General features: G+C 71.0%; 29 protein-coding genes. 5 read left to right on the top strand and 24 right to left on the bottom strand.

All coding sequences use genetic code 11. From position 1 onward, the window contains the following. Window positions 1-131: 131 nt before the first annotated feature. The 10 genes from HGA03_RS08160 to HGA03_RS08115 all read right to left on the bottom strand — a co-directional run bounded on the left by HGA03_RS08160 (window position 132) and on the right by HGA03_RS08115 (window position 11808). Complete coding sequence (locus HGA03_RS08160) at window positions 132-1331, bottom strand: glycoside hydrolase family 1 protein (RefSeq protein ID WP_168629755.1); 1200 nt, start codon at window positions 1329-1331, stop codon at window positions 132-134. Beyond that, window positions 1328-2191 (bottom strand): alpha/beta fold hydrolase, encoded by an 864-nt coding sequence (locus tag HGA03_RS08155; RefSeq protein WP_168629754.1) that lies wholly within the window; start codon window positions 2189-2191, stop codon window positions 1328-1330. The genes HGA03_RS08160 and HGA03_RS08155 overlap by 4 nt, the downstream gene beginning before the upstream one ends. Beyond that, window positions 2188-3840 (bottom strand): ABC transporter ATP-binding protein, encoded by a 1653-nt coding sequence (locus tag HGA03_RS08150; protein WP_168629753.1) that lies wholly within the window; start codon window positions 3838-3840, stop codon window positions 2188-2190. The genes HGA03_RS08155 and HGA03_RS08150 overlap by 4 nt, the downstream gene beginning before the upstream one ends. Next, window positions 3837-4778: an ABC transporter permease gene (locus HGA03_RS08145; protein WP_239073498.1), complete on the bottom strand. Its 942-nt coding sequence runs from the start codon at window positions 4776-4778 to the stop codon at window positions 3837-3839. The genes HGA03_RS08150 and HGA03_RS08145 overlap by 4 nt, the downstream gene beginning before the upstream one ends. A 5-nt stretch (window positions 4779-4783) precedes the next feature. After that, window positions 4784-5764, bottom strand: a complete 981-nt coding sequence (locus tag HGA03_RS08140) for an ABC transporter permease (protein WP_168629752.1) — start codon at window positions 5762-5764, stop codon at window positions 4784-4786. Window positions 5765-5834: 70 nt separating this feature from the next. After that, complete coding sequence (locus HGA03_RS08135) at window positions 5835-7484, bottom strand: ABC transporter substrate-binding protein (protein WP_168629751.1); 1650 nt, start codon at window positions 7482-7484, stop codon at window positions 5835-5837. Window positions 7485-7611: 127 nt separating this feature from the next. Further along, window positions 7612-8739 (bottom strand): LacI family DNA-binding transcriptional regulator, encoded by a 1128-nt coding sequence (locus HGA03_RS08130; protein ID WP_203767220.1) that lies wholly within the window; start codon window positions 8737-8739, stop codon window positions 7612-7614. A 66-nt stretch (window positions 8740-8805) separates the two neighbouring features. Further along, complete coding sequence (locus HGA03_RS08125; protein WP_168629750.1) at window positions 8806-10359, bottom strand: PucR family transcriptional regulator; 1554 nt, start codon at window positions 10357-10359, stop codon at window positions 8806-8808. A 78-nt stretch (window positions 10360-10437) separates the two neighbouring features. Continuing rightward, window positions 10438-10860: a VOC family protein gene (locus HGA03_RS08120; RefSeq protein WP_168629749.1), complete on the bottom strand. Its 423-nt coding sequence runs from the start codon at window positions 10858-10860 to the stop codon at window positions 10438-10440. Window positions 10861-10932: 72 nt separating this feature from the next. Further along, complete coding sequence (locus HGA03_RS08115; protein ID WP_239073499.1) at window positions 10933-11808, bottom strand: LysR family transcriptional regulator; 876 nt, start codon at window positions 11806-11808, stop codon at window positions 10933-10935. A 177-nt stretch (window positions 11809-11985) separates the two neighbouring features. Between HGA03_RS08115 and HGA03_RS08110 the strand changes: the two genes are divergently transcribed. Next, window positions 11986-12336: a CBU_0592 family membrane protein gene (locus HGA03_RS08110; RefSeq protein WP_203767222.1), complete on the top strand. Its 351-nt coding sequence runs from the start codon at window positions 11986-11988 to the stop codon at window positions 12334-12336. Here HGA03_RS08110 and HGA03_RS08105 read toward each other — a convergent pair. The 4 genes from HGA03_RS08105 to HGA03_RS08090 all read right to left on the bottom strand — a co-directional run bounded on the left by HGA03_RS08105 (window position 12333) and on the right by HGA03_RS08090 (window position 16211). Next, complete coding sequence (locus tag HGA03_RS08105) at window positions 12333-12626, bottom strand: DUF1905 domain-containing protein (RefSeq protein ID WP_168629747.1); 294 nt, start codon at window positions 12624-12626, stop codon at window positions 12333-12335. The genes HGA03_RS08110 and HGA03_RS08105 overlap by 4 nt on opposite strands. A gap of 18 nt (window positions 12627-12644) precedes the next feature. After that, complete coding sequence (locus tag HGA03_RS08100; RefSeq protein ID WP_168629746.1) at window positions 12645-13880, bottom strand: hypothetical protein; 1236 nt, start codon at window positions 13878-13880, stop codon at window positions 12645-12647. A gap of 94 nt (window positions 13881-13974) precedes the next feature. Then, window positions 13975-15657: an ABC1 kinase family protein gene (locus HGA03_RS08095; protein WP_168629745.1), complete on the bottom strand. Its 1683-nt coding sequence runs from the start codon at window positions 15655-15657 to the stop codon at window positions 13975-13977. A gap of 2 nt (window positions 15658-15659) precedes the next feature. Beyond that, window positions 15660-16211 (bottom strand): PadR family transcriptional regulator, encoded by a 552-nt coding sequence (locus HGA03_RS08090; RefSeq protein WP_168629744.1) that lies wholly within the window; start codon window positions 16209-16211, stop codon window positions 15660-15662. A gap of 149 nt (window positions 16212-16360) precedes the next feature. On the opposite strand from HGA03_RS08090, the gene HGA03_RS08085 reads away from it, so the two are divergent. Genes HGA03_RS08085 through HGA03_RS08070 form a run of 4 tightly spaced genes read left to right on the top strand, consistent with a single transcriptional unit; the run spans window position 16361 to window position 18769 of the window. Next, window positions 16361-16780, top strand: coding sequence for a roadblock/LC7 domain-containing protein (locus HGA03_RS08085; protein WP_168629743.1), 420 nt, complete (start codon window positions 16361-16363; stop codon window positions 16778-16780). Window positions 16781-16790: 10 nt separating this feature from the next. Then, window positions 16791-17990 carry a PP2C family protein-serine/threonine phosphatase gene (locus tag HGA03_RS08080; protein ID WP_168629742.1) on the top strand — a complete coding sequence of 400 codons (1200 nt, stop codon included), beginning with the start codon at window positions 16791-16793 and terminating at the stop codon, window positions 17988-17990. A 19-nt stretch (window positions 17991-18009) separates the two neighbouring features. Continuing rightward, window positions 18010-18342: an STAS domain-containing protein gene (locus tag HGA03_RS08075; RefSeq protein ID WP_168629741.1), complete on the top strand. Its 333-nt coding sequence runs from the start codon at window positions 18010-18012 to the stop codon at window positions 18340-18342. Further along, window positions 18332-18769 (top strand): ATP-binding protein, encoded by a 438-nt coding sequence (locus HGA03_RS08070; RefSeq protein WP_168629740.1) that lies wholly within the window; start codon window positions 18332-18334, stop codon window positions 18767-18769. Before HGA03_RS08075 ends, HGA03_RS08070 begins: the two co-directional genes overlap by 11 nt. Before the next feature lie 189 nt (window positions 18770-18958). Here the strand turns inward: HGA03_RS08070 and HGA03_RS08065 are convergent, their stop codons facing one another. From HGA03_RS08065 to HGA03_RS08025, 10 genes are all read right to left on the bottom strand, one after another. Continuing rightward, entirely contained in the window at window positions 18959-19258 is a 300-nt protein-coding gene (locus HGA03_RS08065) for a hypothetical protein (RefSeq protein WP_168629739.1), read from the bottom strand. Between the two features lie 123 nt (window positions 19259-19381). Beyond that, window positions 19382-19552 carry a hypothetical protein gene (locus tag HGA03_RS08060; RefSeq protein WP_168629738.1) on the bottom strand — a complete coding sequence of 57 codons (171 nt, stop codon included), beginning with the start codon at window positions 19550-19552 and terminating at the stop codon, window positions 19382-19384. Between the two features lie 111 nt (window positions 19553-19663). Then, window positions 19664-20317: a hypothetical protein gene (locus HGA03_RS08055; protein WP_168629737.1), complete on the bottom strand. Its 654-nt coding sequence runs from the start codon at window positions 20315-20317 to the stop codon at window positions 19664-19666. A gap of 45 nt (window positions 20318-20362) precedes the next feature. Beyond that, entirely contained in the window at window positions 20363-20719 is a 357-nt protein-coding gene (locus HGA03_RS08050) for a hypothetical protein (protein ID WP_168629736.1), read from the bottom strand. 87 nt (window positions 20720-20806) lie between these two features. Further along, window positions 20807-21259: a hypothetical protein gene (locus tag HGA03_RS18450; RefSeq protein ID WP_203767225.1), complete on the bottom strand. Its 453-nt coding sequence runs from the start codon at window positions 21257-21259 to the stop codon at window positions 20807-20809. A 213-nt stretch (window positions 21260-21472) separates the two neighbouring features. Next, on the bottom strand, window positions 21473-21757 hold the full coding sequence (locus HGA03_RS18445) for a hypothetical protein (protein ID WP_203767226.1): 285 nt from the start codon (window positions 21755-21757) through the stop codon (window positions 21473-21475). Window positions 21758-21844: 87 nt separating this feature from the next. Then, window positions 21845-22063: a hypothetical protein gene (locus HGA03_RS08040; RefSeq protein WP_168629735.1), complete on the bottom strand. Its 219-nt coding sequence runs from the start codon at window positions 22061-22063 to the stop codon at window positions 21845-21847. A 249-nt stretch (window positions 22064-22312) separates the two neighbouring features. Beyond that, the gene (locus HGA03_RS18440) at window positions 22313-22921 is read right to left on the bottom strand and encodes a hypothetical protein (protein WP_203767229.1); all 609 of its coding nucleotides are present in this window, start codon (window positions 22919-22921) and stop codon (window positions 22313-22315) included. Window positions 22922-22972: 51 nt separating this feature from the next. Further along, complete coding sequence (locus HGA03_RS08030; RefSeq protein ID WP_168629734.1) at window positions 22973-23281, bottom strand: hypothetical protein; 309 nt, start codon at window positions 23279-23281, stop codon at window positions 22973-22975. Between the two features lie 123 nt (window positions 23282-23404). Further along, window positions 23405-24238 carry a hypothetical protein gene (locus HGA03_RS08025; protein ID WP_168629733.1) on the bottom strand — a complete coding sequence of 278 codons (834 nt, stop codon included), beginning with the start codon at window positions 24236-24238 and terminating at the stop codon, window positions 23405-23407.

Genomic DNA, 24238 nt, shown 5'->3' with positions numbered 1-24238 from the left:
CCCGCTCGCACTTCGGCAACCCCGCCCCCGCACTCGGCGCCGGAGCACCGCACTCGGCAGTCAGCGCGGCCCGGGTCAATGCACCACGGCCCCGCCCTCCCGCAGGAGGACGGGGCCGCGCCGGGCACCGCTCAGCGCACGGTCAGCGCGTTCGCCTTCGCCTGCTCGCCCAGCCACGCCAGGCTCGGCTTCGGCCGGCGCTCGAAGGTCTCCTTGTCCCAGCCGATCAGCCCGAAGGTCGGCCGGTAGCCGGAGGCCCATTCGTAGTTGTCCAGCAGGGACCAGTGCAGGTAGCCCTCGACGGTGATGCCGTCCGCGATCGCGGCGTGCAGCTCGGCCAGGGCGGCCTCGGTGTAGTCGATCCGGCGGGGGTCGTCGCCGGTGGCGATGCCGTTCTCGGTGACGAACACCGGGACGCCGCCGGTGAGCTCCCAGGCGGAGCGGACGCCCTCGGCCATGGCGGGCGGGTAGTACTCCCAGCCGGTGAGGGTGGTCTCGACGCCGTCGGGGACCTGGCGAGGGCCGTCCGGGCCGATGATGGTGCGGGTGTAGGCCTGGACGCCGACCCAGTCGTCGCCACGGGACATCTCCAGGTACCAGTCGTCGCGCGGGTACCCGTAAGCGTGCTTGACGTCCTCGCAGCCGGGCTCGGCCTGGAACGCCTGGGTGGCGATGGTCCAGCCGGACCGGATGCCGCCGACCCCGGACAGGATCTCCTGGGCGCGGTGGTGGCAGTCGAGCAGGGTGTCGGCGACCGCGAGATCGGGGGCGGGCAGGCCGTAGGCGACCAGGTTGGCCGGGTCCTCGCCGCCGGCGATCATCGCGGCGATGTTCGGCTCGTTGATGGTGCAGACCCAGTGCACGTCGTCGCCGAGCACCGGCAGGGCGGTCTCGACGTAGCGGGCGAAGCGATCGGTGGCGTCGGCGGCCCGCCACATGCCCTCGTCGGCGAACCAGCGCGGCACGGTGAAGTGCATCAGGGTGACCATCGGGGTGATGCCGAGCTCCAGGGCGGTGTCGACCATCCGCCGGTAGTGGTCGATCTCGGCGCGGGAGACGAAGCCCTTCTCCGGCTCGATCCGGGCCCACTCGATGCTGAACCGGTAGGTGTCCAGGCCCGCGTCCTTGAGCAGGCGCATGTCCTCGGCGTACCGGTGGTAGGAGTCGGCGGCGTCACCGGAGGGCTCGACGATGCTGGTCCCGGCGGCGTGCTCACGCGGCCACCAGTCGCTGTTGATGTTGTTGCCCTCGATCTGGTGGGCGGCCGTCGCCGCGCCCCAGTGGAATCCGTCGGGGAACTGCAGGGTGTGTGCCACGGGGCTTTCCTTCATTCGGTTGCAGAACAGGAGGACCAGAAGCCGGCCAGCAGGTCGGCGGTGGCCTCGGGGGTCTCGAGGTTGGGCGAGTGCGCGGCGCCGGGGAGCACGGCGTAGTGCCCGCCCACCTGCTCCGCGGTCCGGCGCTGCCAGGACTGCGGCCAGGCGGTGTCGTCGTATTCGCCGTGGGCGACCAGCACCGGCAGCCCGGTGGCGGCCAGCGCGGGGGTGACATCGGTGGGGTCGGCCAGGATGTCGATCGCGGCGATCAGCTGGGCGGTGCTGGTGGCCAGCGACCGGGCGCGATGGAAGGCCGCCTCCGGGTCGAGGTCGACCGGTTCGCCCTGCGCGATCCGCCAGGCCAGGCCCGGGTTGTCCAGGCTCCACAGGTCGGCCTGCCCCCCGGCGGCCAGCAGGCGTTCGCGCAGGTCGGCCTTGCGACCGGGCCAGCCGTGCGGCCCGGAGCACAGCAGGGTCAGACTGCCGAATCGCTCGGTGCCGGACACCGCGGCCGCTGCGGCGACCGTCCCGCCGAAGGAGTGGCCGAGCAGGTGCACCGGGCCGCCGATCCGGTCGGCGACCTGGTGCACGTCCCCGGCGAGCAGGTCCAGCGCGTAGTCCTCGACCCGGGGCAGGGCCACGGAGTCGCCCTGCCCGCGCTGGGAGATCGCCCAGGTGTCGAAGCCACGCTCGGCGAGCAGCGGCAGCAGCACCCGGAGGTCCTCCTTGGAGCCGGTGAACCCCGGCACCAGCAGGGCGGTGCCGCGCGAAGGTCCGGCCGGGGCGGCGTGCAGGGCGGTCAGCTCCCCCGCCCGGATCGCGATCGTGGTGGCCTCGACCCCCGCCGGGACCGGCAGGCCGCCGAAGCCGGTCATGACGCCTCGAATCGGCGGGCGGGCTGCGGGACGGCCGCCAGCAGCTCGGTGGTGTAGGCGTCCTCCGGGAACCGGAGCACCTGGACCGTCTCGCCGCGCTCGACCACCTTGCCGTGGTGCAGCACCATGATCTGGTCCGCGATCACCCGGGCCGACAGCAGGTCGTGCGTGATGTACAGCAGCGACACCCCGGTCTCCCGGCGCAGGTCCTGCAGCAGGGCCAGCACCCCGGCCCGCAGCGACACGTCCAGCATCGACACCGGCTCGTCCGCGACCAGCACCTGCGGGTTGGAGGCCAGCGCCCGGGCGATCACCACCCGCTGCCGCTGACCGCCGGAGAGCTGGTGCGGCAGCTTGGCGGCGTACTGCTCCACCGGGGTCAGGCCCACGATCTCCAGCAGTTCGAGCACCCGGGCCCGGGCGGCCTCGCCGCGCAGCGCGGTGAAGTTCTCCACCGGCCGGGTCAGGGTGTACTCGACCGTGTTCAGCGGGTTCAGCGCCGAGTACGGGTCCTGGAACACCATCTGCATGTCGGCGTGCAGCCCGCGCAGCCGGCGGCGGCTGAGCTTGTCCACCCGCCGGTCGCCGAAGTGCACCGTTCCGCTGGTGGGCCGCTCCACCCCGGTGAGCATCTTGGCGATGGTCGACTTGCCCGACCCGGACTGGCCGACCAGCGCCAGCGCACCGCCCGGTTCCAGGGTGAAGGACACGTCGTCCACCGCGGTGACCGGCTGCTCGCCGCGCCGCGGGGCCGGGTAGACCTTGGTCACGTGGTCGACCACCACGGCGTCGTGGGCGACCTTGTGGTCGGTGACCTCCGGGGCGTCCACGGTGCGCGAGCTCAGGCCGGGCAGCTCGACCACCTCGGCGCGCGGGTCGGCGTAGTGCGACAGCAGCATCCGGGTGTACTCGTGCTGCGGGTGGCGGAACACCTCCCGGGACGGGGCGTCCTCCACGATCCGGCCGTCGTGCATCACGGCGACCCGCTCGGCGGACTCCAGCACCACCCCCAGGTCGTGCGAGATCAGCACCGCGGTGAAGCCCTCGGCCTTCTGCAGCTCGCGGATGGTGTCCATCACCGCGTGCTGCACCAGCACGTCCAACGCGGTGGTCGGTTCGTCGAAGACCATCAGCCGGGGTTCCAGCGACAGCGCGAGCGCGATCGACACCCGCTGGCGCATCCCGCCGGACAGCTCGCCGGGGTAGCGGTCCAGCACGGTGGCGGGCAGCTGCACCTTGTCCAGCAGCTCGATCGCCCGGGCCCGGCGCTTCGGCTTCGGCACGTGCCGGTGCGCGGCAAAGATGTCGCCGAAGTGGTGCGCGATCGACCGGACCGGGTTCAGCGCGTTCATCCCGGACTGCAGCACCATCGCGAAGCCGCCTCGGCGCTGCTCGCGCAGTTCCTCGGCACCCATCCGGGCGATGTCGGTGCCGTCGAAGACGATCCGGCCGGACGCGATCCGGGCCGGCGCCTTGGCCAGCCGGGTCACCGCGAAGCCGAGCGTCGACTTGCCGGAGCCGGACTCCCCCACCAGCCCGATGAACTCGCCCTGTTCCAGGCTCAGGCTCACCCGGTCGACCGCGGTGGTCGGCTGGGCGCCGCGCGGTTCGTAGACGACGGTCAGGTCCTCGATCTGCAGCAGGCTCATCGGCCGGTCCCTTCCCGCAGGCGCGGATTGGACAGGCCGTCCACGCCGAAGTTCACCAGGGTCATGGAGGTGGCGAGCAGCGCGATGCACAGCCCGGGGGCGAACAGCAGCACCCACTGGCCGGTCAGGATCGCCATCGAGTTCTGGGCCCAGAAGATCATCGAGCCCCAGCTCACGGTCGCCATGTCGCCGAGGCCCAGGAACGACAGCCCGGACTCGGCCAGGATCGCGGAGGTGGCCGCCCCGAAGAACGACCCCGCGATCATCGAGGTCATGTTCGGCAGGATCTCCCGGAACACCACCCGCGCCGGGCGCTCGCCGGAGAACACCGCCGCGGTGACGAAGTCCCGGCTGCGCAGCGACTGGGTCTGCGAGCGCAGCACCCGCGCACCCCAGGCCCAGCCGGTGATCACCACCACCAGGATGATCATCGGCAGCCCGCCGTTCTGTAGGTAGGCGGCGATGATGATCATCAACGGCAGCCCCGGCACCACCAGGAACAGGTTGACCAGGAAGTTGACGACGTCGTTGCCCCAGCCGCGCAGGTAACCCCAGGACAGGCCGATCACCACGGCCACCACGGTGGACAGCCCGCCGGCCACGAAGCCGACCAGCAGCGAGATCCGCGAGCCGTAGATCACCTGGCTGAGCACGTCCTCACCGTTGCCGGTGGTGCCCAGCCAGTGCGCCGCCGAGCCGGGCTCGTTGCGGCCGAAGGAGTCGTCGTGCGGGCTGTAGGGCGCCAGCACCGGGGCGAAGATCGCCATCAGGATGAACAGGCCGAGCAGCACCAGGCCGACCCGGGCCTTGGGGTTCGCCCACACGGTGGCCACGCCGCGGCCGAGCACCTGGAAGGCACGGCCGAGCTTGGTCCGGCTCGGGCGGCTGGGCGGCTTGGGGACCACCACGCGATCGGGCATGGTCGTGGATTCCGTCATTGCGTTCACCGCCTCGTCCGCGGGTCGAGGACGCCGTAGAGGATCTCGACCAGGAAGTTCGCCACCAGCACGCTGACCGTGATCATCAGGAACAGCGCCTGCATCAGCGGGAAGTCCTGGTTGGTGACGGCGTTGTAGAGCAGGTAACCGACGCCCGGGTAGGCGAAGACCTGCTCGACCAGCAGCGAGCCGCCGACCACCCCGCCGAGTGCCATGCCGAAGCCGGTCAGGTTCGGCAGGATCGCGTTCCGGGCGGCGTAGCGGATCGCCACGGTCCGCCCGCGCAGGCCGTTCGCCTCGGCGAAGGTCACGTAGTCCTCGCCCAGGGTGTTGATCATCGTGTTGCGCATGCCGAGGATCCAGCCGCCCAGCGAGGTCAGCAGGATCGTGATCGCGGGCAGCGCCGCGTGGTACAGCGCGTCCCCGATGAACTCGGCGGAGAAGTTCGGCACCGCGGTCGCCGAGTAGGCACCCGAAGTCGGGAACCAGCCCGCGACGTACCCGGCGAAGAACAGGATCAGCAGGGCGGTCCAGAAGTACGGGAAGGCGGACAGGAAGCTGCCGGTCATCGTCGGCAGCGAGTCCATCCAGGTGCCGCGCTTCCAGGCGGCGCCGATCCCGATCAGGGTGCCGAGCACGAAGGCGATGATCGTCACCAGGCCGACCATGATCAGCGTCCACGGCAGCGCGTTCGCCACCAGGTCCGAGACCTTCTGCGGGAAGAAGGTGTAGGAGACCCCGAAATCCAGGGTGACCACGTTGTGCAGGTAGCTGACGTACTGGTCCCAGATGCTGCCGTCCGGCAGTCCGAGCTGGATCTCGATCGCCTGCTGCACCGCCGGGGAGACCGGCCCGTTCTGGGCGAGCTTCGCGATCGCGGCGTCGGCCGGCGAGCCCGGCATCAGGCGGGGCAGCGCGAAGTTCAGCGTCACCGCCGCCCACAGTGTCAGCAGGAGCAGACCGAGTTTGCGCAGGGCGTAGCGCACCGGAGCCTCCTAGGTTCGAATCAGAGGGAGGGGCCGCCCGGGCGCACGGCGGTGCGCCCGGGCGACGGGGTCAGGAGGCGACTTCGAGGCTGGTCAGGATCAGCAGCGGGGTCGAGTCCCAGGTCTTCGGCGAGGCGTAGGGGTCCTCCGCGCTCGGCCAGCCGGTGAAGGACTTGTTCGAGAACAGGCCCCAGGACCCGCCGTAGAACAGCGAGATCATCGGCATCTGGTCGTAGGCGATCTGCTGCAGCTCCTGCGCGATCTCGGTCTGTCGGTCCTCGTCGACGGTGACCTTCAGCTCCGCCAGCAGCGCGTCGGCCTCCGGGGACTGGAACCGGCCGAAGTTGCCCGACGCGGTGGTGCCGAGCTCGGCGTAGAACTGCTCGCCCATCATCCCGCCGAAGTCCTGGTACGGCTGGCCGCTGCCGCCGACGGTGCCCATCACCATGTCGAAGTCACCCGAGCGCATCTCCTGCTGGTAGGCGGCCGGCTGCGGCTGCACCACCTCGACGTTGATGCCGAGCGCACCGAGCTGGTTCTTCACCTGCTGCACGCCCTGCAGCCAGTCCGACCAGCCGTTGGGGGTGGTGATCCGGATCGTGAGCTGCTGTCCGGCGGCGTCGACCATCTTCCCGCCGGACTGGGTGTAGCCGGCCGCGGCGAAGTGCTCCAGGGCGGCGTCGGTGTCCTGCTCGATGATGCCCTGGTTCTCCAGGTCGGGGTTGAGGATGTCCTCCTGCGCCGGGAGCATCAGCCCGGACTGGCTGGCCTGGTCGACGTAGCCCTGCTCGGCCTTGTCCGCGATCGCCTGCTTGTCCAGCGCGGCGGCGATGCCCTGCCGGAAGTCCAGGTTGTTGTACGGCTCCTTGGTCATGTTCGGGATCAGCGCGATGGTGGCGCCGGCCGGGTACCAGTAGGTGTTGTCCGGGTTGGCGGCGACCCAGGTGTCCTCGACGTCGCTCATGAACGCGTAGGCCCAGTCGTAGCCGTTGTTCACGATGTCCAGCTCGGAGTTGGCCGCGGGCTGGACCAGCTCGTCGGCGGCGACCTTGTCGGCCTGCCAGTAGTCCTGGTTCTTGACCAGCGTGTACTGGTTCGGCGTGAAGTCGCCCAGGGTGTACGGGCCGGTGCCGATCGGGTCCTCGTTGGTGAAGGTGACCGGGTCGTCGACCTCGGACCAGATGTGCTCGGGCACGATCATGGTCTGGGCGATGATCACCGCGCCCGGCACGTCCTCGCTGGACAGGTGGACGATCACGTCGTTGCCGTCGGCCTCGGCGGACTCGATGTGCTCGCCGATGCCCTTGAGGTCGAGCTGGGGGTTCGCCAGCAGCAGGTCGAAGGTGTAGACGACGTCGTCCGCGGTGAACTCCTCGCCGTCGGACCAGGTCACGCCCTCGCGCAGGTGGAAGACCACCGTGCTGGCGTCGGGCTGCTCGTAGGACTCGGCGAGCCAGGGCGTCTCCTCGCCGGACATCTCGTTCACGATCACCAGCGGCTCGTAGATGTAGCTCGCAGTGTTGCGCTTGCCCGAGGAGTACGGGTTGAAGTTGCGGTCGAAGGTCGGCGAACCGTTGTCCGCCGCGATCAGCATCGAGGTGGTGCCGTCGGCGGCATTGCCACCGCCGGAGGTCTGGACCGGGGCCGAACAGGCCGTGGTCACCAGCACTGCCGCCGTGGCCGCCGCGGCTGCGGCGAGGGTCCAGCGCGAGCGCGTCATGAGTTGTTCTCCTCCACGTTGAGGTCGACCCGGGCGGGCCGGTGCGCCGAGGGGTGCGCGTCGGCGACTGTATGCGCATACATCCGATCGAGCAACCCTGGGTCGGGTGAGTGGTCCGCGGAACTACTCAGGCCGAGGCTGCGGCCGGACCCGCCGTCCCGCAACCGCAGGAGTGGCGCAACAGCACCCTGACCGGCAGGTTGATCGTCGCCGGCGGCAGTGCGGGATCGGCCATCCGCCGCCGCAGCCGCTCCACCGCAGCCCGGCCCAACTCGACCATCGGCTGGCGCACCGTGGTGAGCGTCGGCACCGCGGTCAGGCCGGCGTCGATGCCGTCGAACCCGGTCAGCGCCACCCGGCCCGGCACGTCGATCCCGGCGGCGGTCAACTCGTCCAGGAACCCGAGCGCGGTCTGGTCGTTGGAGCACACCAGCGCCGCGGGCAGCTCGCCGTCCGCGATCATCCGCCGCGCCACCCCGCGTGCGGTGTCCCGGGTGAAGTCACCGCGCACCACCGGCCCGGTCGGCACCGGCAGACCGGCCTCCGCCAGCGCCGCGCAGTAGCCCAGGAACCGCTCGGCGTCGTCCGGGGCATCCGCCGGGCCCCCGACGAACGCCAGGTCGCGCAGCCCGTGGTCGGCGATCAGGTGCGCGGTCAGTGCCCGCATCCCGGCCGCGTTGTCCACGCTGATGTGATCGTGCACGTCGCCCTCGATCCGCGGGCCGGCCATCACCACCACCGGGATCCGCCGCGCGATGTGGCTGAGCACGTCGTCCGGCACCGTCGCCGACAGCACCGCCAGCCCGTCCACCCGCCCGGCCAGGTCCGACACCAGCGCTGCCGATCCGGCACCGCGGGCGACCGCGATCATCACCGCCAGCCCGGTACGCCACGCCTCCAGCTCGGCGCCGCGCATCACCTCGCCCATGTACAGGTTCCCGGGATGGACCGCGGGCAGCTGCCCGGTGTCCACCACGACCTCCACGGTCTGCCCCACCGTCACCGGCGAGGGCAGCGCGGCCGGGTCGTCGATGCCGTCCACATCCGGGAAGCACAGCCCGAGCACGCCGGTCTGCCGCGCCGCCAGGCCACGCGCCGCCCCGGAGGGGACATAGCCCAGCTCCTGGATCGCGGCATGCACCAGCGCCCGGGTCTCCGCTCGCACCTCGTCCGGGCGGCGCAGCACCCGGGACACGGTGGCGATCGAGGTACCCGCACGCTCGGCCACGTCGTACACCGTCGGGGTCTTCGGCACCGGTCCTCCCTTGCACTGTGCCGGTCACGCCGTCGCACACGGTAACCCGATGCGCGGTCCGGCCGCTCAGTCCTCGGGCTCGTCCTCGTCCAGGCACACCATCGCCAGGAACAGGTCCACCCGGTCGGCCATGGTGCTCATGTCCCGGTTGGTGAGCTCCTCGATCCGGGCGATCCGGTACCGCAGCGTGTTGGTGTGCAGGTGCAGCGAGCGGGCGGTCTCCTGCCAGGCGCCGCCGCCGTCCAGGAACGCCCGCAGCGTGCCCACCAGATCCGCGTTGTGCCGTTGGTCGTAGGACAGCAGCGGGGCGAGCACCTCGTGCGCGTAGCCGTGCCGGGTGCTCTCGCCCAGCATCCGCAGCAGGGCCCGGTGCCCCTGCACGTGGAGGGCGGTGGACACCAGCACCGGCTCGGTGCCGCTCGCACTGTCGGCCCGTTCCAGGGCGGTGGCGAGCGCCGAGTTCAGCCGGCTCACCCCGGAGACCGGGTCGCTGATCCCGATCCGCAGCTGCCGCCCGGCCAGCAGGGCGCCGTGCTCGGCGGTGAGCTGGTCGGCCAGCGGGAGGTCGGGCTCGTCCGCGCCGTTGACCAGCAGGAACACCGTGTCGTCGATCGGGGCGCCCATCACCCGGTGCCCGCGGGCCGCCAGGGTCCGCTGCACCATGTCCAGCACCGCCGCCACCGGGAACCGGGGGTCCTCCACCCGGGCGACCAGCACGGTCTTCTCGTCCTGCGGGGCCAGCCCTTCCAGCCGCATCCGGGCCGAGATCGCCCCCGGCGACGCCTCCTGGTCCCGGATCGAGCGCACCAGCTCGGCGACCTGCGCATTGCGGGTCTGCCGCCAGCGGCTGGTCAGCTCCATCTCCACCCGCAGCGCGCCGACCAGGGCGTCCACCGCCAGGCCCATCTCCTCGGAGAAGCCCCGGTGATCGCCCCAGCAGCCGAAGAACCCGGTGCGGTCCCGGCCGCCGATCCGGGTGATCGTCGCCGGGCCGCGCTCCCCCGCCACGATCAGCCGCTGCTCGTCCTCGCGGCGCAGCATCGTGTTCCACTGCTCGGCCACCTGCACCCGCTCCGGCACCTGCCCGGAGGAGGCCAGCATGGTGCCGGTCTCGTCGATCACCCAGCAGCCGACCGAGAACTCCGAGCTGAACAGGGCGAGCAGCTCACTGACCCCACCGCCCCGGGACACCGCGTCGGCCAGCCGGCGGCTGAACCGCATCGACCGCTCGGCCATCCCGCTCGCCGACCCGGGCTGCCGTCCGGCCACCACCTCGGCGATCCGGCGGAAGGACACCCCCGGCGACACGGTCAGCAGGGTCAGGCCGAGCTCGCGGGACCGGGCGATTACCTCGTCCGGGATCACCCCGATCTCGATCAGGCCCAGCACCACCGCCGGCACCTTCTGCCGGGCGAGCGCGGACAGGAAGGTCTCCGCACCGTCGTCGCGGTCCAGCCACAGCCCGCTGGTCAGCACCAGGTCACCGGTGGACAGGAAGCGGGACGGGTCGGGCAGATCGGTGATGTACGCCGCGGTCACCGGGCGGTCGAGCGCGTCGGGCTCGGCGGTCACCAGGCTCAGCCCGAGCTCCGGTGTCGCGAGCAGGTCACGGACGTCCACTCATCACCACCGTCCGCCTGCGCATCCGCCCATCCTAGTTCGGCCGTGCGCGCGACCCGCCGTCAATCGCCCGAAGCGTCACCCGGCCGATCCGGCGATGTTCACCAGCCAGGTGATCCCGTACCGGTCGGTGAGCATCCCGAAGGCATCACCCCAGGGCGCCACCGCCAGTGGCTCGATCACGGTCGCCCCCGTGGACAGCTTCTCCCAGTAGCCGCGCAGCTCGGCGTCGGCATCCGCGTCCCCGCTCAGCGACACCGAGATCGCACCGCCGGGGGTGTAGTCCATCGAGTTCGGGGTGTCCGCGCCCATCAGGACCAGGCCGTTGGCCCCGATCAGCTGCGCGTGCATGATCTTGTCCTGCTCGTCCGGGTCCTGGCTGACCCCGAACTCGCCGAAGGTGCTCCGGGTCAGCTCCCCGCCGAACACCGACTGGTAGAAGTCCATCGCCTCGCGGGCGTTGTCCCGGAAGCTCAGGTACGGGTTGAGACGTGTCGGCATGGCGCTGCTCCCCTGCGGCGGCTGAGTGTGACACAGGTCACTCTCCGACCGGGACCGCGCCGCGTCAAGCGTTCACACCAGATCCAGCCCCGACGCCGCCGCCAGCAGCTCGTCGATCACCGCCGACACCGCGGGGCCGGGCTCGCGCCGGGTCGCCCGGTGCCGCGCCACCAGTCGGCGCGAGCCCAGCCCCGGCACCGTCGCCACCGTCACCTGCTCCGGCAGGTCGCCCTGCAGTGCCAGCGCGGGCAGCATCCCGATCCCCTGCCCGGCCGCGACCAACGCCAGCGCGACATCGAAGTCGTAGTACACGTGCCGCACCGTCATCGGCCCGACCGCTCCGGCGATCCGGCCCAGCGCCCGCGCCGCCGCGGTCCCCGGCTCCGCCCCCAGCCAGGTCGCCCCTGCCAGGTCGGACAGCTGGGCCGGGGTGGCGACCGCCGGCGGCAGCACCGCGCGCCACGGCTCCTCCAGCAGCACCACGTCCCGCTGTCCGCGCGGCACATGGGCGTCCGCCTCCTCGTCCCGCTCCAGCAGCACGATGTCGGCGTCGCCCTCCCGCAGCCGGCGCAGCGACTCGGCCGGCTCGCGTTCCTCGATCACCAGGTCGATGCCGGGATGGTGTTCGGCGATCACCCCCATCGCCGGGGCGATCACCGCTCGGATCGCGGTCTGGAACCCGGCCACCGTCACCCGGCCGGACAGCTCCCCCTCCATCGCCGCCAGCGACTTGCGCGCCTCGACCAGCTCCGCCTCGATCCGCTCGGCCGCCTCCGCCAGGATCCGTCCGGCCGCGGTGAGCGTGGCGCCGCGGGGCCCGCGGTCCAGCACCGCCACCCCTTCTTCGGCCTCCAGTCGCTGAATCTGCTGTGACACGGCCGAGGGCGTGACATGAAGCAGATCCGCTGCTGCGAGCACCCCACCGGCCCGGTGCACGGCCAGCAGCACAGCAAGTCTTCGCGGGTCCGTTGCCAACGCTTTACCCCTTAAGCTCCGCTACATCCCTGGTCCAACGTTGTTCGATTGTGCTGAAGCTAGCAGAGGGCTCAGACTTGGTGTGTCGCACCGGCGATCCGGGCGACATCTCCCCTCTCGTGCCCACTTTCGTCCTGCCCGGAGACGCCCATGTCCGCCGTCATCACCGCCCTTGGTTGGGTCGGCGCGGTCACCTGCCTCATCGCGTACGTCTTCGTCACCCGCGGCACCTGGGCGCCCACCTCCGGGCGCTACCAGCTCGCCAACGTGATCAGCGGCCTGTTCATGGGACTGGTCGCCGCCTCCTCCGGCGTCTGGCCGTCGGTGGTCACCAACGCGGTCTGGGCGGTCGTCGGGACGCACGCGGTCATGGTCGTGCTGCGGGCGCGGCGGCAGCGGGCGCAGCAGCGCGCGGCCGAGGCCGAGTCCGCAGTGCTGCCCACCCAGGCCGGCGCACCGGCGGTCGAGTCGGCGCCGGAGACCGTGGGGCTCGCCGCCTAGAGGTCCAGCAACCGCAGGCTCACCCCGACCGGGCCACCCAGCGACAGCCCTTCCGCGTCCCGCACCGCCCGCTTGACCGGCAGCGCATAGCCGTCGTCACCGGGGAAGATCGACGTCCGCCAGGTGGTCGCCCCGACCGTCACCTCCACCCGCACGGACCCGAAGCCGTGGGTGTGCCCCGCCGCCCGGTCCAGGATCTCGTCCGACAGGTCGGCGGGCACGGAGACGAAGGTCCACAGGTCGGGGCGGGACTGCCACTGCCAGAGCGGGGCCTCGAAGCTGACGCGCATGGGGCGATCGTGCCGCACTCAACCGACAGGGCGCTCGTCCTCGGTCGGCCCCCGGCGCCGCCGGGCCCGCTCGGCGATCCCACCGGTGACGGCGCGAGTGCGGCCAAGGGTCTCGACCCCGATCCGGCGAGCGACGCCCAGACCCTCCGCGCCGGTCTCCAGCGCCCGGTCCCGCACGTCCCCCGCCGCGTCCAGCCACCGGCGGGCGGCCAGCGACTCCCACTCGCCGCTCAGCCCGAGTCCGTCCCGGAACGCGGCCAGCTCACCGCGGACCCGCTCACCGGACTCCACGACCGCCGGCGCCGAACCCGGGTGCAGCAGCACCCGCTGGTTCGCCCGGTCGGCGGCCTCGGCCATCCGCCCGGCCAGCCGGTCCAGGGTCTGGTCGATCAGGTCCAGGCGCCGGCGCCGGGCGGTCCGCAGCGCGAGGCGGTGGCGATCCAGCTCCTCGGGCAGCGCGTCCAGCACCCGGTCGAGTTCCAGCACCGCCAATCCGTCGGCCAGCCGGCAGCAGTGCGCCAGGACTGCCAGCCACTCCTGCCCCTCGGTCTCGACGTCACGGGCGATGCGCGCCAGGTCGCCGACCTTGGTCGTCTCGGCCAGCTTCTCGACCAGTCCGTCCAGCCGGCGCAGCGCATAGGCCTGGGTCCGGGCGATCGTCCCGGCCGAGTCCTGGATCTTGGACCAGGTCACCTCGGAGACGCCGCCGACCTCGTCCCGGATCGCCATCGCCTCGTCGATCATCAGGTCGACGCCGATCATGTCCGCCAGCACGGCGTCCTTCTGGGCCCGCAGGACGTCGTCGACCTTCTTGTCGATCGCCTCCAGGTAGTCGGTGATCTCGGCCATGCTCTGCTGCATCGCGAGCTGGGCCATCACACCGCCGATCCCCGCCAGCATGGCGGGGTTGGCGAACGGCGACCCAGGTCGGAAGAACTCCAAGAGATCCGTGATGCCGTTGTCGTTTCGGATGACCCCGCGGAAGGTCCCGGGAGTGCTCCCTTTCATGGGTGTGTGCTCCGCCAAAAGCCGGGCAGACTCTTTGGTCATCTTGACCCATCGACCGGAGTTCTCCGCGACGGTGGCTCCGAGCGTGAGGACGTCCGAGGCGGCCCCGAGCGCGGCGCCGGGGAGGGCGAGCGTACGGCTCTCGGCATACAGCCCATGCGCGGTCAGGAACCGCTCCACCGCCCCGGGGTGACCGAGCACCGCCACCCCTGTTCCGTCGCTGATCAGCTCGATCTCGTCACTCACCGTGGGCTCCTGGTCCTTGTCGCGTCCCCCGCTTCGATCCTGGCCGCGCTCCTGGCGGTTCGGGCGGATCAGGCGCGGCGCGTCGGCGACCGTCCTACCGCCATCGCCGCCCGGACAGCAGCGCGTGCCCCAGCGGCAGCACCGCCGCCACCATCAGCCCGGTCCCCCACCCCGGCGACTCCGGCCGCAGCAGCACCCCGGCGATCAGCAGCCCGGCGAACAGCACCGCGGACACCACCCGGCCGACCGCCCGCTCCACGGCCAGCAGTCGTCGTTCGGTCGCGGGTGAGGCCACCGACAGCCGGCCCTGTTCCAGCTGGGTCAGCACACCGTCGATCCGGCGCGGCAGCGCGGCGACCGTGCTGGCGGTGGAGATGACCTGACGGCCGAGTTGCTGCACGGTCCGGCCGCCCTCGTCGCGGACCAGTGACCGGGCGTAGGGGTCGACCGCCTCCCACATGTTGAACGCGGGGTTGAGCGCGGTGCAGACCCCGGAGACCACCGAGATCGCGCGAATCACCAGCAGGAAGTTCTCCGGGAGCTGGACCGGCAGCGAGCGCAGCGTGTCGCCGAACTCATCGGCGAAGTCGGTCATCTCCCGCCGGTCGATCGCGGCCAGTTCGGAGACCGCCATCCCGCCGAACCGGTCGAACAGTTCGGTCATCGCCCGTTCCAGGCCGGCGGTGTCGGCGGTGGGCAGCAGGACCCCGACCCGCTGGATGCCGGCGACCATGCCGCGGGCGTCCCGGCCGACGATCGCGATCACCACGTCCCGCAGCCCGTCCCGCAGGGTGTCGGGGATCTCGCCCATCATCCCGAAGTCGACGAAGGTGAGCGTCCAGTCCGGTTCGCCTGGGGTGACGAAGATGTTGCCGGGGTGCGGGTCGGCATGGAAGAAGCCGTGCACGAACAGTTGCTCGAACGTGACCCGGGCGAGCTCGTCGGCGACCTTCCCGGGATCGATGCCGGCACCGCGCAGCGCGTCGACGTCGGAGATCTTGATCGCGCTGACGTCCTCCAGGGTGAGGACCCGGCCGGCGGTCCGCTCCCAGGCGACCCGTGGCGTGGCGACCCGCTGGTCGGCTGCGAAGTCCTCGGCGAAGCGCTCGGCGTTGACCGCCTCGTGCAGGTAGTCGATCTCCAGCAGGCTGGTGGTGGCGAACTCCTCGACGATGGCGGGCGCGTCGACCCGGGAGGAGATGAACCGCACCCGGCTGAGCCAGCCCGCGATCCGGCGCAGCGCGGCCAGGTCGACGTCGACGATGGTGTCGATGCCGGGCCGTTGCACCTTGACCATCACCTCGGCGAAGCCGGAGTCGGCGGCCAGCGCGGGTGACAGCCGCGCCCGGTGTGCCTGCCCGAGCGAGGCGGCGGCGACCGGCACCGGGTCGAAGGCGGTGAAGGCCGCGGACAGGGGGTGCCCGAGGTCGGCCTCCACCACCGCCCGGATCGCGTCGTAGGGCACCGCGGGCACCTCGTCCTGCAGCCCGTCCAGCTCGCCGGTGATCTCCGGTGGCAGCACGTCCAACCGGGTGGACATGAACTGGCCGACCTTGATCATCAGCCCACCGAGGGCGAGCGCGAGGCCGTGGAACCCGCGTGCGAAGCGCCGCATCCGGTCCAGCCGCCCGCGCTCGGACAGCCGGGCCAGCCCGATCCGGGGCAGCACGAGCTCGTACCACCACTCCACGACCATGACCCGAGCGGCGAAGCGCACGATCCGGCGGTACCGGGCACGGGCCTGACGGGTGGTGAGCGCCTGGTGATCCGCCGCCATGCCTAGCTCTCGGCGAGGATCGTGTAGATCTTCCGGCGGGCGTCGTTCACCACCTGCACCGCCTGCTCGACCTGCTCCGGGGTGGCGTCGTGCCCGAGCTGTGCCAGCGCCTGCGCCAGTTTGACCCCGGCCCGGGGCAGCGCGCTGGCCCGCTCCGCGTCCCGGGTCTGCGCCGACTCCCACGGCAGCGAGTCTGCCCCCGCCGCGGCCGCCTCGGTACCGGCGGAGGTCAGCGAGTAGGTCTTCTTCTCCCCGACGACCTCGACCCGGACCAGGCCCTCGTCGGCCAGCAGCTGGAGGGTCGGGTACACCGAACCGGGGCTCGGGCGCCAGGATCCCCCGCTGCGCTTCTCGATCTCGCTGATCAGCTGGTAGCCGTGCATGGGTTCCTCGGCCAGCAGCGCCAGGATGGCCGCGCGCACGTCACCGCGTGGCCGCCGGGTCTGTCCGGGCCGGTTCTCCAGTAGTTCGCGTGCCCCTTCGACCATCTCCCGCAGACCGGACCCGAGCCGGTCGGTACCACGCAGGCCGTCGGTGCCGAATGCCGTATGCATGACGAGCTCCTCTCTCAGCGATAGGTACCGATATATCGTAAACCGCAAGCACCCAGATGAACATCGCTCGTGTACTCATCAGGAAAAGTCCGCAAATCGCTCGTTCCGCCCACTGTCGGGGTGGAGAACTGAGTGCTAGCGTCCAAAACATGACCGCGCTCGACAGCGTCATGGAGTCCGTCATCGACGAGGTGGACGGCGCGGTGGGCTGCGCCGTCGCCGACATGCGATCCGGCGCCCTACTCGGCGTCGCACACCGGGTGTCCTACTTCACGCAGGAGTACCTGGAGGCCGTGGCCGCAGCCTCGGTGGAGATGTTCCGCGGCCGGACCGTCCGCCATGTGGAGGACCTGATCTCCGCCAAACGCGGTCGCCCCAGCGAGCGACTGGTGGAGGAGATGCAGATGACCACCCGGCACACGATCCACTTCATGATGGTGCTGCCCAACCACCCCGAGGCCGTAGTGGTCCTGATCACGGGCCGGGAGACGTCCCTGGGAATGGGGTGGTCCGCCACGCGCCGGTCGGTGCTGCGGATCGAGCCCCTCCTCGACAGCCTGCCGGTCTGAGGTGTCCACCATGGTGATGCCCCCCAGCACCGGCCGGATCGAGGCCGAGGCGATCGCGCGCAGCGTTCCCGGCGAGCGGTACGACCGGGTCGTCCGGCTGGCCCAGGCGATCTTCGGCGCCCCGATCGCCGCGCTGAACCTGATCGGCAACGACTCCGAGTTCACCGTCGCCTCGGTCGGCTACCCCACCGGGGAGATGCCGGTCGAGGACTCCCTGTGCGGCGTGACGGTCCAGCAGGACGAGATCCTGGAGATCCGCGACCTGCGCGAGGACGAGCGCTTCTCCACCATCGCCTCCGTGCAGAGCGGGCCGCGGGTGCGGTTCTACGCCGGGGTGCCGGTGCGCGGGCAGAGCGGCCAGAACATCGGCGCGTTGTGCATCCTGGACGTCTCACCCCGCACGCTCGGCCGGCAGCAGCGCGAGATGCTCTCCGACCTCGGCGCCCTGCTGGAACGGGAGCTGGCGGTCCAGGAGGAGATGGACCTGGCCGGGCAGGTGCAGCAGCTCATGCTGCCGACCGCCGCCCCCGCCATCTCCGGGGTGGAGATCGCCGGCCGGGTCCAGCCCGCGCGCGAGGCCGGCGGCGACTACTTCGACTGGCACGTCGTCGACGGTCCCTCCGGCACCGGCAAGCGACTGCAGATCGTGCTCGGAGACGTGATGGGCAAGGGCCTAGCCGCGTCGCTGATCGCCTCCGAGGTCCGGGCGGTGCTCCGCGGGCACTCCCGGTACTCGCAGGTCGGTGACGCGATCGGGCAGACCGCGATGACCGTCCAGCACGACCTGGACGCGAACAACCGGTTCTCCACGCTCTGGGTCGGGCGGCTCGACCCGGCCACCGGCGCACTCGACTACGTCGACGCCGGGCACGGCCTGGCCGTGATCGTCTCCCCGCGCGGCCACCGCCGGTTGGCCCAGCAGTACCTGCCGCTCGGGATGCCGATCCAGGACAGCTGGACCTCCGCCTCCGACGTCCTGGCCGAGGACGAGCTGCTGGTCGTGGTGTCCGACGGGGTGTTCGACGTCTTCGACGACTCCTTCGAGCTCGCGGCCGCACAGCTCCCGGCCATCCAGGACCCGGCGCTGAGCTGCCGGCAGATCGTCGACCGGATCGTCGAGTTCGCGGTCGGACAGGGGGCGACCGACGACGTGACCGCCGTCGTGCTCCGGCGCATGGGCGGCTCGGCCGTCGAGACCGCGACAGCCTGACAGACAAGGAGCACCACCGATGACCTTTGCGGAAGCAGATCAGGGCACGCACGTGGTGCTGACCCCCCAGGGGAAGTTCAACCTGGTGGCCGCACCACCGTTCAAGTCGCGGATCGACGACCTGATCACCGCCGGCAAGGCCCGCCTGGTGGTCGACCTGCACGAGGTCGACTTCATCGACTCCTCCGGGCTCGGCGCGCTGATCGGCGGGCTCAAGGCGGCACGCCAACAGGGCGGCGATCTGCGGGTCGCCGCACCGAGCGCCCAGGTGCTGGCGGTGCTCAAGCTGACCAACCTCGACCGGATCCTGTCGCCCTACACGACCATCGACGAGGCACTCCATGACTGGTGAGCAGCCCTCGGCGGAGCGGGTCTACACCCTCGAGGGCTTCGCAGTGCCCGAGCAGATCGGCGCCGTGCACGACCTGCTGGCCCAGGCGGCGCACGACCATCCCGAACTCGACCCGACCGACGTGATGCTGTTCGAGACCGCGGTGATCGAGATCGCCAACAACGTCGTCGAGTACGGCCAACCCGAGGGCGAGGTCCGCTGGCGGTTCACCATCCAGGTCCGCCCGGAGGAGATCGAGGCCGACCTGGACGACACCGGCCAGTCCTTCCAGCCGACCCGCGGCAAGGGGATGCCCGACGAGCAGGCCGAGGGTGGCCGCGGACTCCCGCTCGCCGAGGCCCTCCTGGACCAGATCGAGTTCACCCGCACCGGCGACACCAACCACTGGCGGATGATCCGCCGCCTGGGGCACCTGCCGCAGCTCTGAGATCCCACATCACGGCTCGGAGGGGGTGAACACCGTGACCGACAGCACGCCGATCGCCTACGACGCGAACGCCGCCCAGCTGAACACGCTCGCAACCGACAACAGCGCCGCACTCACCCCCGGGAGCACCGCCCCGGCCAGCGAGTCCGCGACCGAGTCCACCAGCGAGTCCGCCTCACAGTCGGTGTCTCAGACCAGCAGCCAGTCGGCGGTCGCCTCGGACTCCGCCGCACCAGCCCCGGCATCCGAGTCCGCGTCATCCGCGCCCCCGGCCTCCGACTCCGACTCCGGATCGGCCTCCGCGAGCGAGTCCACCGCAGCCAGCACCTCCACCTCCACCTCCGGTAGCGAGTCGATCTCCAGCAGCGAGTCGGCCTCCGCCAGCGGCTCGCTGTCCGCCAGCGCCTCGGTCAGCGCATCGGCGAGCGCCAGCACCTCGGCCTCGCAGAGCGCGTCCGCCACGCAGAAGACCACCCGGATGGCCGCCAAGGCCCAGACCACCCAGACCGCCGCGCTCCCGCACTACTCCACTGAGGGCCTGACCAACGCGGGCATCTCCTACGGCGGCGGCTCCGACTCCAGCCTGTCCGCCACCGGAGCCGGCAAGGCGGCCTACGGCGGGACCGGCAGCGGCACGTACAACGGCAGCACCGTCCAGTACAACACCGCGATCACCACCCAGACCGGCACGATCACCTCGGCCAACCTCGACGCCGTGCTCACCGCCACCAACATCACGATCAACGGCGTGCAGGCACACTTCGTCGCGTACCCGATGTACATCGGCGACACCCTGTACGCCGGCTACATGACCACCGGCAGCGGCGTGATGATCGCCGTCCAGGCCGTCGGGACCGGCGGCGTCTCCGTCTACAGCATCAGCTCGCTGTTCTACTACTTCAACAGTTCCGCCAACCCCGGCAACACCCCGAGCCAGATCGTGTCCGACAGCCAGTCGGCCAGCGCCTCCCAGTCGCAGTCCGCCACCCCGTCCACCACGACCAGCACCAGCCAATCCGGGTCGGCCAGCGCGTCCGGATCCGCGTCGCTGAGCCAGTCGGTCTCCGCCAGCACCTCCGGGTCGGCCTCGCTGAGCCAGTCGCAGTCCGCGAGCGCATCGACCTCCACCAGCCAGTCCGGGTCGGCCAGCGCATCCGCGTCCCAGTCGACGTCACTGAGCGCCTCCGGTTCCGCGAGCCAGTCTGCGTCCGCCAGCCAGTCCACCTCGACGAGCGGGTCGGCCTCCACCTCCGCCAGCGAGTCCGGATCGGCCTCCCTGAGCCAGTCCGGGTCCGCCAGCACCTCCGCGTCGGCGAGCGAATCGGCATCCGCATCGACGTCGGGGTCCACCTCGGCCAGCGCCTCCGAATCGACGTCGTTGAGTGACTCCGGCTCCGCGAGCCAGTCCGCCTCCGCCAGCACCTCGACCAGCGAGTCCGGATCGACGTCGGCCAGCGAGTCGACCTCCGAGTCCGGGTCCACCTCCCTGAGCCAGTCGGCGTCCACCAGCGCATCGACCTCGGCCAGCGACTCCGCGTCGGGCTCCATGAGCCAGTCCGAGTCCGCCTCGACCAGTACGTCAGCGTCCGACAGTCAGTCGGCGTCCACATCCGCGAGCGAGTCCGGATCGACCTCGCTCAGCCAGTCCGCGTCGGCGAGTGAGTCCAGTTCGGCGAGCGAGTCCGGGTCCGCCTCTCTCAGCCAGTCCGAGTCCGCCAGCACCTCCGCATCGACCAGCGAGTCGACTTCGGAGTCGACCTCCCTCAGCGATTCCGGCTCCGCCAGCCAATCCGCCTCCGAGTCCACCAGCACCTCGGGTTCGGCCTCGGTCAGCCAGTCCGAGTCCGCCTCGACCAGTGCGTCCAGCTCCCTCAGCCAGTCCGACTCCGCCAGCACATCAACCTCGGTCAGCACCTCGACCTCGGCCAGCGAGTCCACCTCGGACTCCACGTCCACCAGCGCGTCGGACTCACTCAGCGACTCGGGTTCCGTGAGCGAGTCGACGTCTGCCAGCGAGTCCGAGTCGGCGTCCGTGAGTCAGTCCGACTCGGCCAGTGCGTCCACGTCGACCAGCGCGTCGGACTCTGCGTCCACCTCCGCGTCCGCCTCGACCAGTGAGTCGACCTCGGCCGGCCAGTCGGAGTCCACATCCGCCAGCGAGTCGGCCTCGACCAGCGAGTCGGAGTCCGCCAGCACGTCCGCCTCCGCCAGCGGCTCGACGTCGGCCAGCGAGTCGGCGTCGGCGTCGACCTCTCTCAGCGACTCCGCCTCCGCCAGCCAGTCCGCCTCCACCAGCGACTCCGCCTCCACCAGCCAGTCCGAGTCCGCGAGCACCTCCGGCTCGGCGAGCGAGTCGGGCTCCGTGAGCGAGTCGACTTCCGCCAGCGCGTCCACATCGACCAGCACATCCGAGTCGGCTTCCACCAGCCAGTCCGAGTCCGCGAGCACCTCGACCAGTGAGTCCGACTCGGCGTCGACATCCGAGTCCACCTCGGCGAGCGAGTCGGCATCGACCAGTCAGTCGGACTCCGCCAGCGAATCCACCTCGGCCAGCACGTCCGCCTCCGCCAGCGAGTCCGGATCGACCTCACTCAGCCAGTCCGAGTCCGCTTCCGCGAGCGGGTCCACCTCCGCCAGCGAGTCGGCGTCCGAGTCGACCTCGCTCAGCGGCTCCGGCTCGACCAGTCAGTCCACGTCAGCCAGTCAGTCGGCTTCCGAGTCCGGCAGCGAGTCGACTTCGGCCAGCCAGTCCGGTTCCACCTCCCTGAGCCAATCGGAGTCGACGAGCGCATCCACATCGGCCAGCGACTCCGGATCGACCTCCCTGAGCCAGTCCGAATCGACCAGCGAGTCGACCTCCGCCAGTGCCTCGACATCGCAGTCGGCTTCGCTCAGCGACTCGGTCTCCGCCAGCGAGTCGACCTCAAGCAGTGACTCCGGGTCGGCCTCGGCCAGCCAGTCCGAGTCCGCCAGCGCCTCCGCTTCCACGAGCGGATCGACCTCCGCCAGCGAGTCGGCGTCCGAGTCGACCTCGCTCAGCGACTCCGGCTCGACCAGTCAGTCCACGTCAGCCAGTCAGTCGGCTTCCGAGTCCGGCAGCGAGTCGACTTCGGCCAGCCAATCCGGATCGACCTCCCTCAGCCAGTCCGAATCGACCAGCGAATCGGCCTCCGCCAGCGCCTCCACGTCGCAGTCGGCTTCGCTCAGCGACTCGGTCTCCGCCAGCGAGTCGACCTCCAGCAGTGAGTCCGAGTCTGCATCGGCCAGCCAGTCCGAGTCCGCCAGCACCTCCACCTCCACCAGTCAGTCGGAGTCCACCTCGGCCAGCGAGTCGGTGTCCGAGTCGACCTCGCTCAGCGACTCCGGCTCGATCAGCCAGTCCGCATCGGCCAGTCAGTCGGCTTCCGAGTCCACCAGCGAGTCGACTTCGGCGAGCCAATCCGGATCGACCTCCCTCAGCCAGTCCGAATCGACCAGCGAATCGACCTCCGCCAGCGAGTCGGTGTCCGAGTCGACCTCGCTCAGCGACTCCGGCTCGACCAGTCAGTCCACGTCAGCCAGCCAGTCGGCTTCCGAGTCCACCAGTGAGTCCGGATCGGCCTCGGCCAGCCAGTCCGAGTCCACCAGCACCTCCACCTCCAACTCCACCAGCGAGTCGGAGTCCACCTCGGCCAGCGAGTCCGGATCGACCTCCCTGAGCCAGTCCGAGTCGGCCAGCGAGTCCGCATCGGCCAGCCAGTCGGCTTCCGAGTCCACCAGCGAGTCGACTTCGGCCAGCCAGTCCGAGTCCACCTCCCTCAGCCAGTCCGAATCGACCAGCGAGTCGGCCTCCACCAGCCAGTCGGAGTCCGCATCGGCCAGCGAGTCCGGATCGACCTCCCTGAGCCAGTCCGAGTCGGGCAGCACCTCCGTCTCGGCCAGCGCATCGGAGTCCGAATCGGCGTCCATCAGCGGTTCGGCCTCGGAGAGCGAGTCCGAGTCGAGCTCGGCGAGCGAGTCCGGATCGGTCAGCGCCTCCGCCTCCCAGTCGGCGTCGACCAGCGAGTCCGGGTCGCTCAGCGAGTCGGAGTCCGCGAGCGCGTCCAGTTCGACCAGCGCGTCGGATTCCGCCTCCCAGTCGGTGTCGGCCAGCGAGTCTGCCTCCGCCAGCACGTCCGGCTCCGAGTCGGCCTCCGCCAGTGAGTCCGCCTCGACCTCGCTGAGTCAGTCCACGTCGACCAGCGCGTCGAGTTCCGACTCGGCGTCCGTCAGCGAGTCCGGTTCGGTCAGCAGTTCCGCCTCGGCGAGCCAGTCGGGGTCCGAGTCGGTCTCCCTCAGCGAGTCGGCGTCGACCAGTGAGTCGGGATCGGTCAGCGCCTCGACGTCCACCAGCGAGTCGGCCTCGACCAGCGAGTCGACGTCGCTCAGCGACTCGGCATCGACGTCCACCAGCCAGTCGGCGTCCGCCAGCCAATCCGAATCGGCCAGTGACTCGGCGTCCGCCAGCCAGTCGACCTCGCTCAGCGACTCCACCTCGACCTCCCTGAGTCAGTCCGAGTCCGCGAGCACGTCCACCTCGATCAGCGAGTCCGACTCCGCGTCGCTGTCGACCTCGAGCAGCGAGTCCACCTCGGCCAGCGATTCCGCATCCGTGAGTCAGTCCGCCTCCGAGTCGACCTCAGTCAGCGAGTCGACCTCGGTCAGCGGTTCCACGTCCGTGAGCGAGTCGGCATCGCAGTCGACATCGGTCAGCGAGTCCGAGTCGGCCAGCGAGTCCACCTCGGCCAGCCAGTCCGGCTCCGAGTCCGCCTCGACGTCGCTGAGCCAGTCCACGTCCGAGTCGAGTTCGGTCAGCGACTCCGCCTCGACGTCGCTCAGCCAGTCGGAGTCCGCCAGTGCCTCGACCTCCACCAGCGACTCGGCATCGGCCAGCGAGTCCGCCTCCACCTCCCTGAGCCAGTCCGAGTCCGCCAGCAGCTCGGACTCCGCCAGCCAGTCGGCCTCCACCAGCGACTCCGCCTCGCAGTCCGAGTCCACGAGCGCCTCGGTCTCGGACTCGGTCTCCCTCAGCCAGTCGACCTCCGAGTCGACCTCGGCAAGCCAGTCCGCCTCAGCCTCAGCCAGCCTGTCCGCCTCCACCAGCGCCTCGGCGTCGGTGTCGCTCAGCGAGTCCGCGGAGTCCGCCTCGGCCAGCACCCCAGCTGCCACCGCAGCGTCCACCGCGGCAGCCGCCGCAGCGTCGGCCGCGACGGTGCCGGGGCAGGAGTCCACCTCCGAGACCACCGCCGACTCCACCCCGACCAGCCACACCCCCAGCGGCGTCCTCGTCGAGTCGGTCAGCGGCACCCTGTCGGCGAGCGACTCGGAGTCCTCGGTCAGCGACTCGGTGGTGCAGAGCCTGTCGGAGGTGCGCAGCGAGTTGGCCAGCGAGTCCACGGCGCCGCAGGCGCGGCAGTCCCGGTTGGGCTCGTTGCTGTCGTCCCTGAACAT

Origin of the sequence: Cellulomonas denverensis (assembly GCF_012396125.1) — a bacterium.
GTDB classification, from domain to species: domain Bacteria; phylum Actinomycetota; class Actinomycetes; order Actinomycetales; family Cellulomonadaceae; genus Cellulomonas; species Cellulomonas denverensis.
This window is presented reverse-complemented; position numbering and strand designations above follow the sequence as displayed.

Coding starts and splice junctions, on each gene's coding strand:
- HGA03_RS08110 (WP_203767222.1), top strand. CDS start 11,986: ATGTCCGCCGTCATCACCGCCCTTGGTTGGGTCGGCGCGGTCACCTGC.
- HGA03_RS08120 (WP_168629749.1), bottom strand. CDS start 10,860: ATGCCGACACGTCTCAACCCGTACCTGAGCTTCCGGGACAACGCCCGC.
- HGA03_RS08150 (WP_168629753.1), bottom strand. CDS start 3,840: ATGAGCCTGCTGCAGATCGAGGACCTGACCGTCGTCTACGAACCGCGC.
- HGA03_RS08080 (WP_168629742.1), top strand. CDS start 16,791: ATGGTGATGCCCCCCAGCACCGGCCGGATCGAGGCCGAGGCGATCGCG.
- HGA03_RS08070 (WP_168629740.1), top strand. CDS start 18,332: ATGACTGGTGAGCAGCCCTCGGCGGAGCGGGTCTACACCCTCGAGGGC.
- HGA03_RS08105 (WP_168629747.1), bottom strand. CDS start 12,626: ATGCGCGTCAGCTTCGAGGCCCCGCTCTGGCAGTGGCAGTCCCGCCCC.
- HGA03_RS08135 (WP_168629751.1), bottom strand. CDS start 7,484: ATGACGCGCTCGCGCTGGACCCTCGCCGCAGCCGCGGCGGCCACGGCG.
- HGA03_RS08060 (WP_168629738.1), bottom strand. CDS start 19,552: ATGTACATCGGGTACGCGACGAAGTGTGCCTGCACGCCGTTGATCGTG.
- HGA03_RS08090 (WP_168629744.1), bottom strand. CDS start 16,211: ATGCATACGGCATTCGGCACCGACGGCCTGCGTGGTACCGACCGGCTC.
- HGA03_RS08095 (WP_168629745.1), bottom strand. CDS start 15,657: ATGGCGGCGGATCACCAGGCGCTCACCACCCGTCAGGCCCGTGCCCGG.
- HGA03_RS08055 (WP_168629737.1), bottom strand. CDS start 20,317: ATGGAGCCCGACGCGGAGTCGCTGGCCGAGGTCGATGCGCTGGTGGAC.
- HGA03_RS08085 (WP_168629743.1), top strand. CDS start 16,361: ATGACCGCGCTCGACAGCGTCATGGAGTCCGTCATCGACGAGGTGGAC.
- HGA03_RS08145 (WP_239073498.1), bottom strand. CDS start 4,778: ATGACGGAATCCACGACCATGCCCGATCGCGTGGTGGTCCCCAAGCCG.
- HGA03_RS08075 (WP_168629741.1), top strand. CDS start 18,010: ATGACCTTTGCGGAAGCAGATCAGGGCACGCACGTGGTGCTGACCCCC.
- HGA03_RS08160 (WP_168629755.1), bottom strand. CDS start 1,331: ATGAAGGAAAGCCCCGTGGCACACACCCTGCAGTTCCCCGACGGATTC.
- HGA03_RS08155 (WP_168629754.1), bottom strand. CDS start 2,191: ATGACCGGCTTCGGCGGCCTGCCGGTCCCGGCGGGGGTCGAGGCCACC.
- HGA03_RS08025 (WP_168629733.1), bottom strand. CDS start 24,238: ATGTTCAGGGACGACAGCAACGAGCCCAACCGGGACTGCCGCGCCTGC.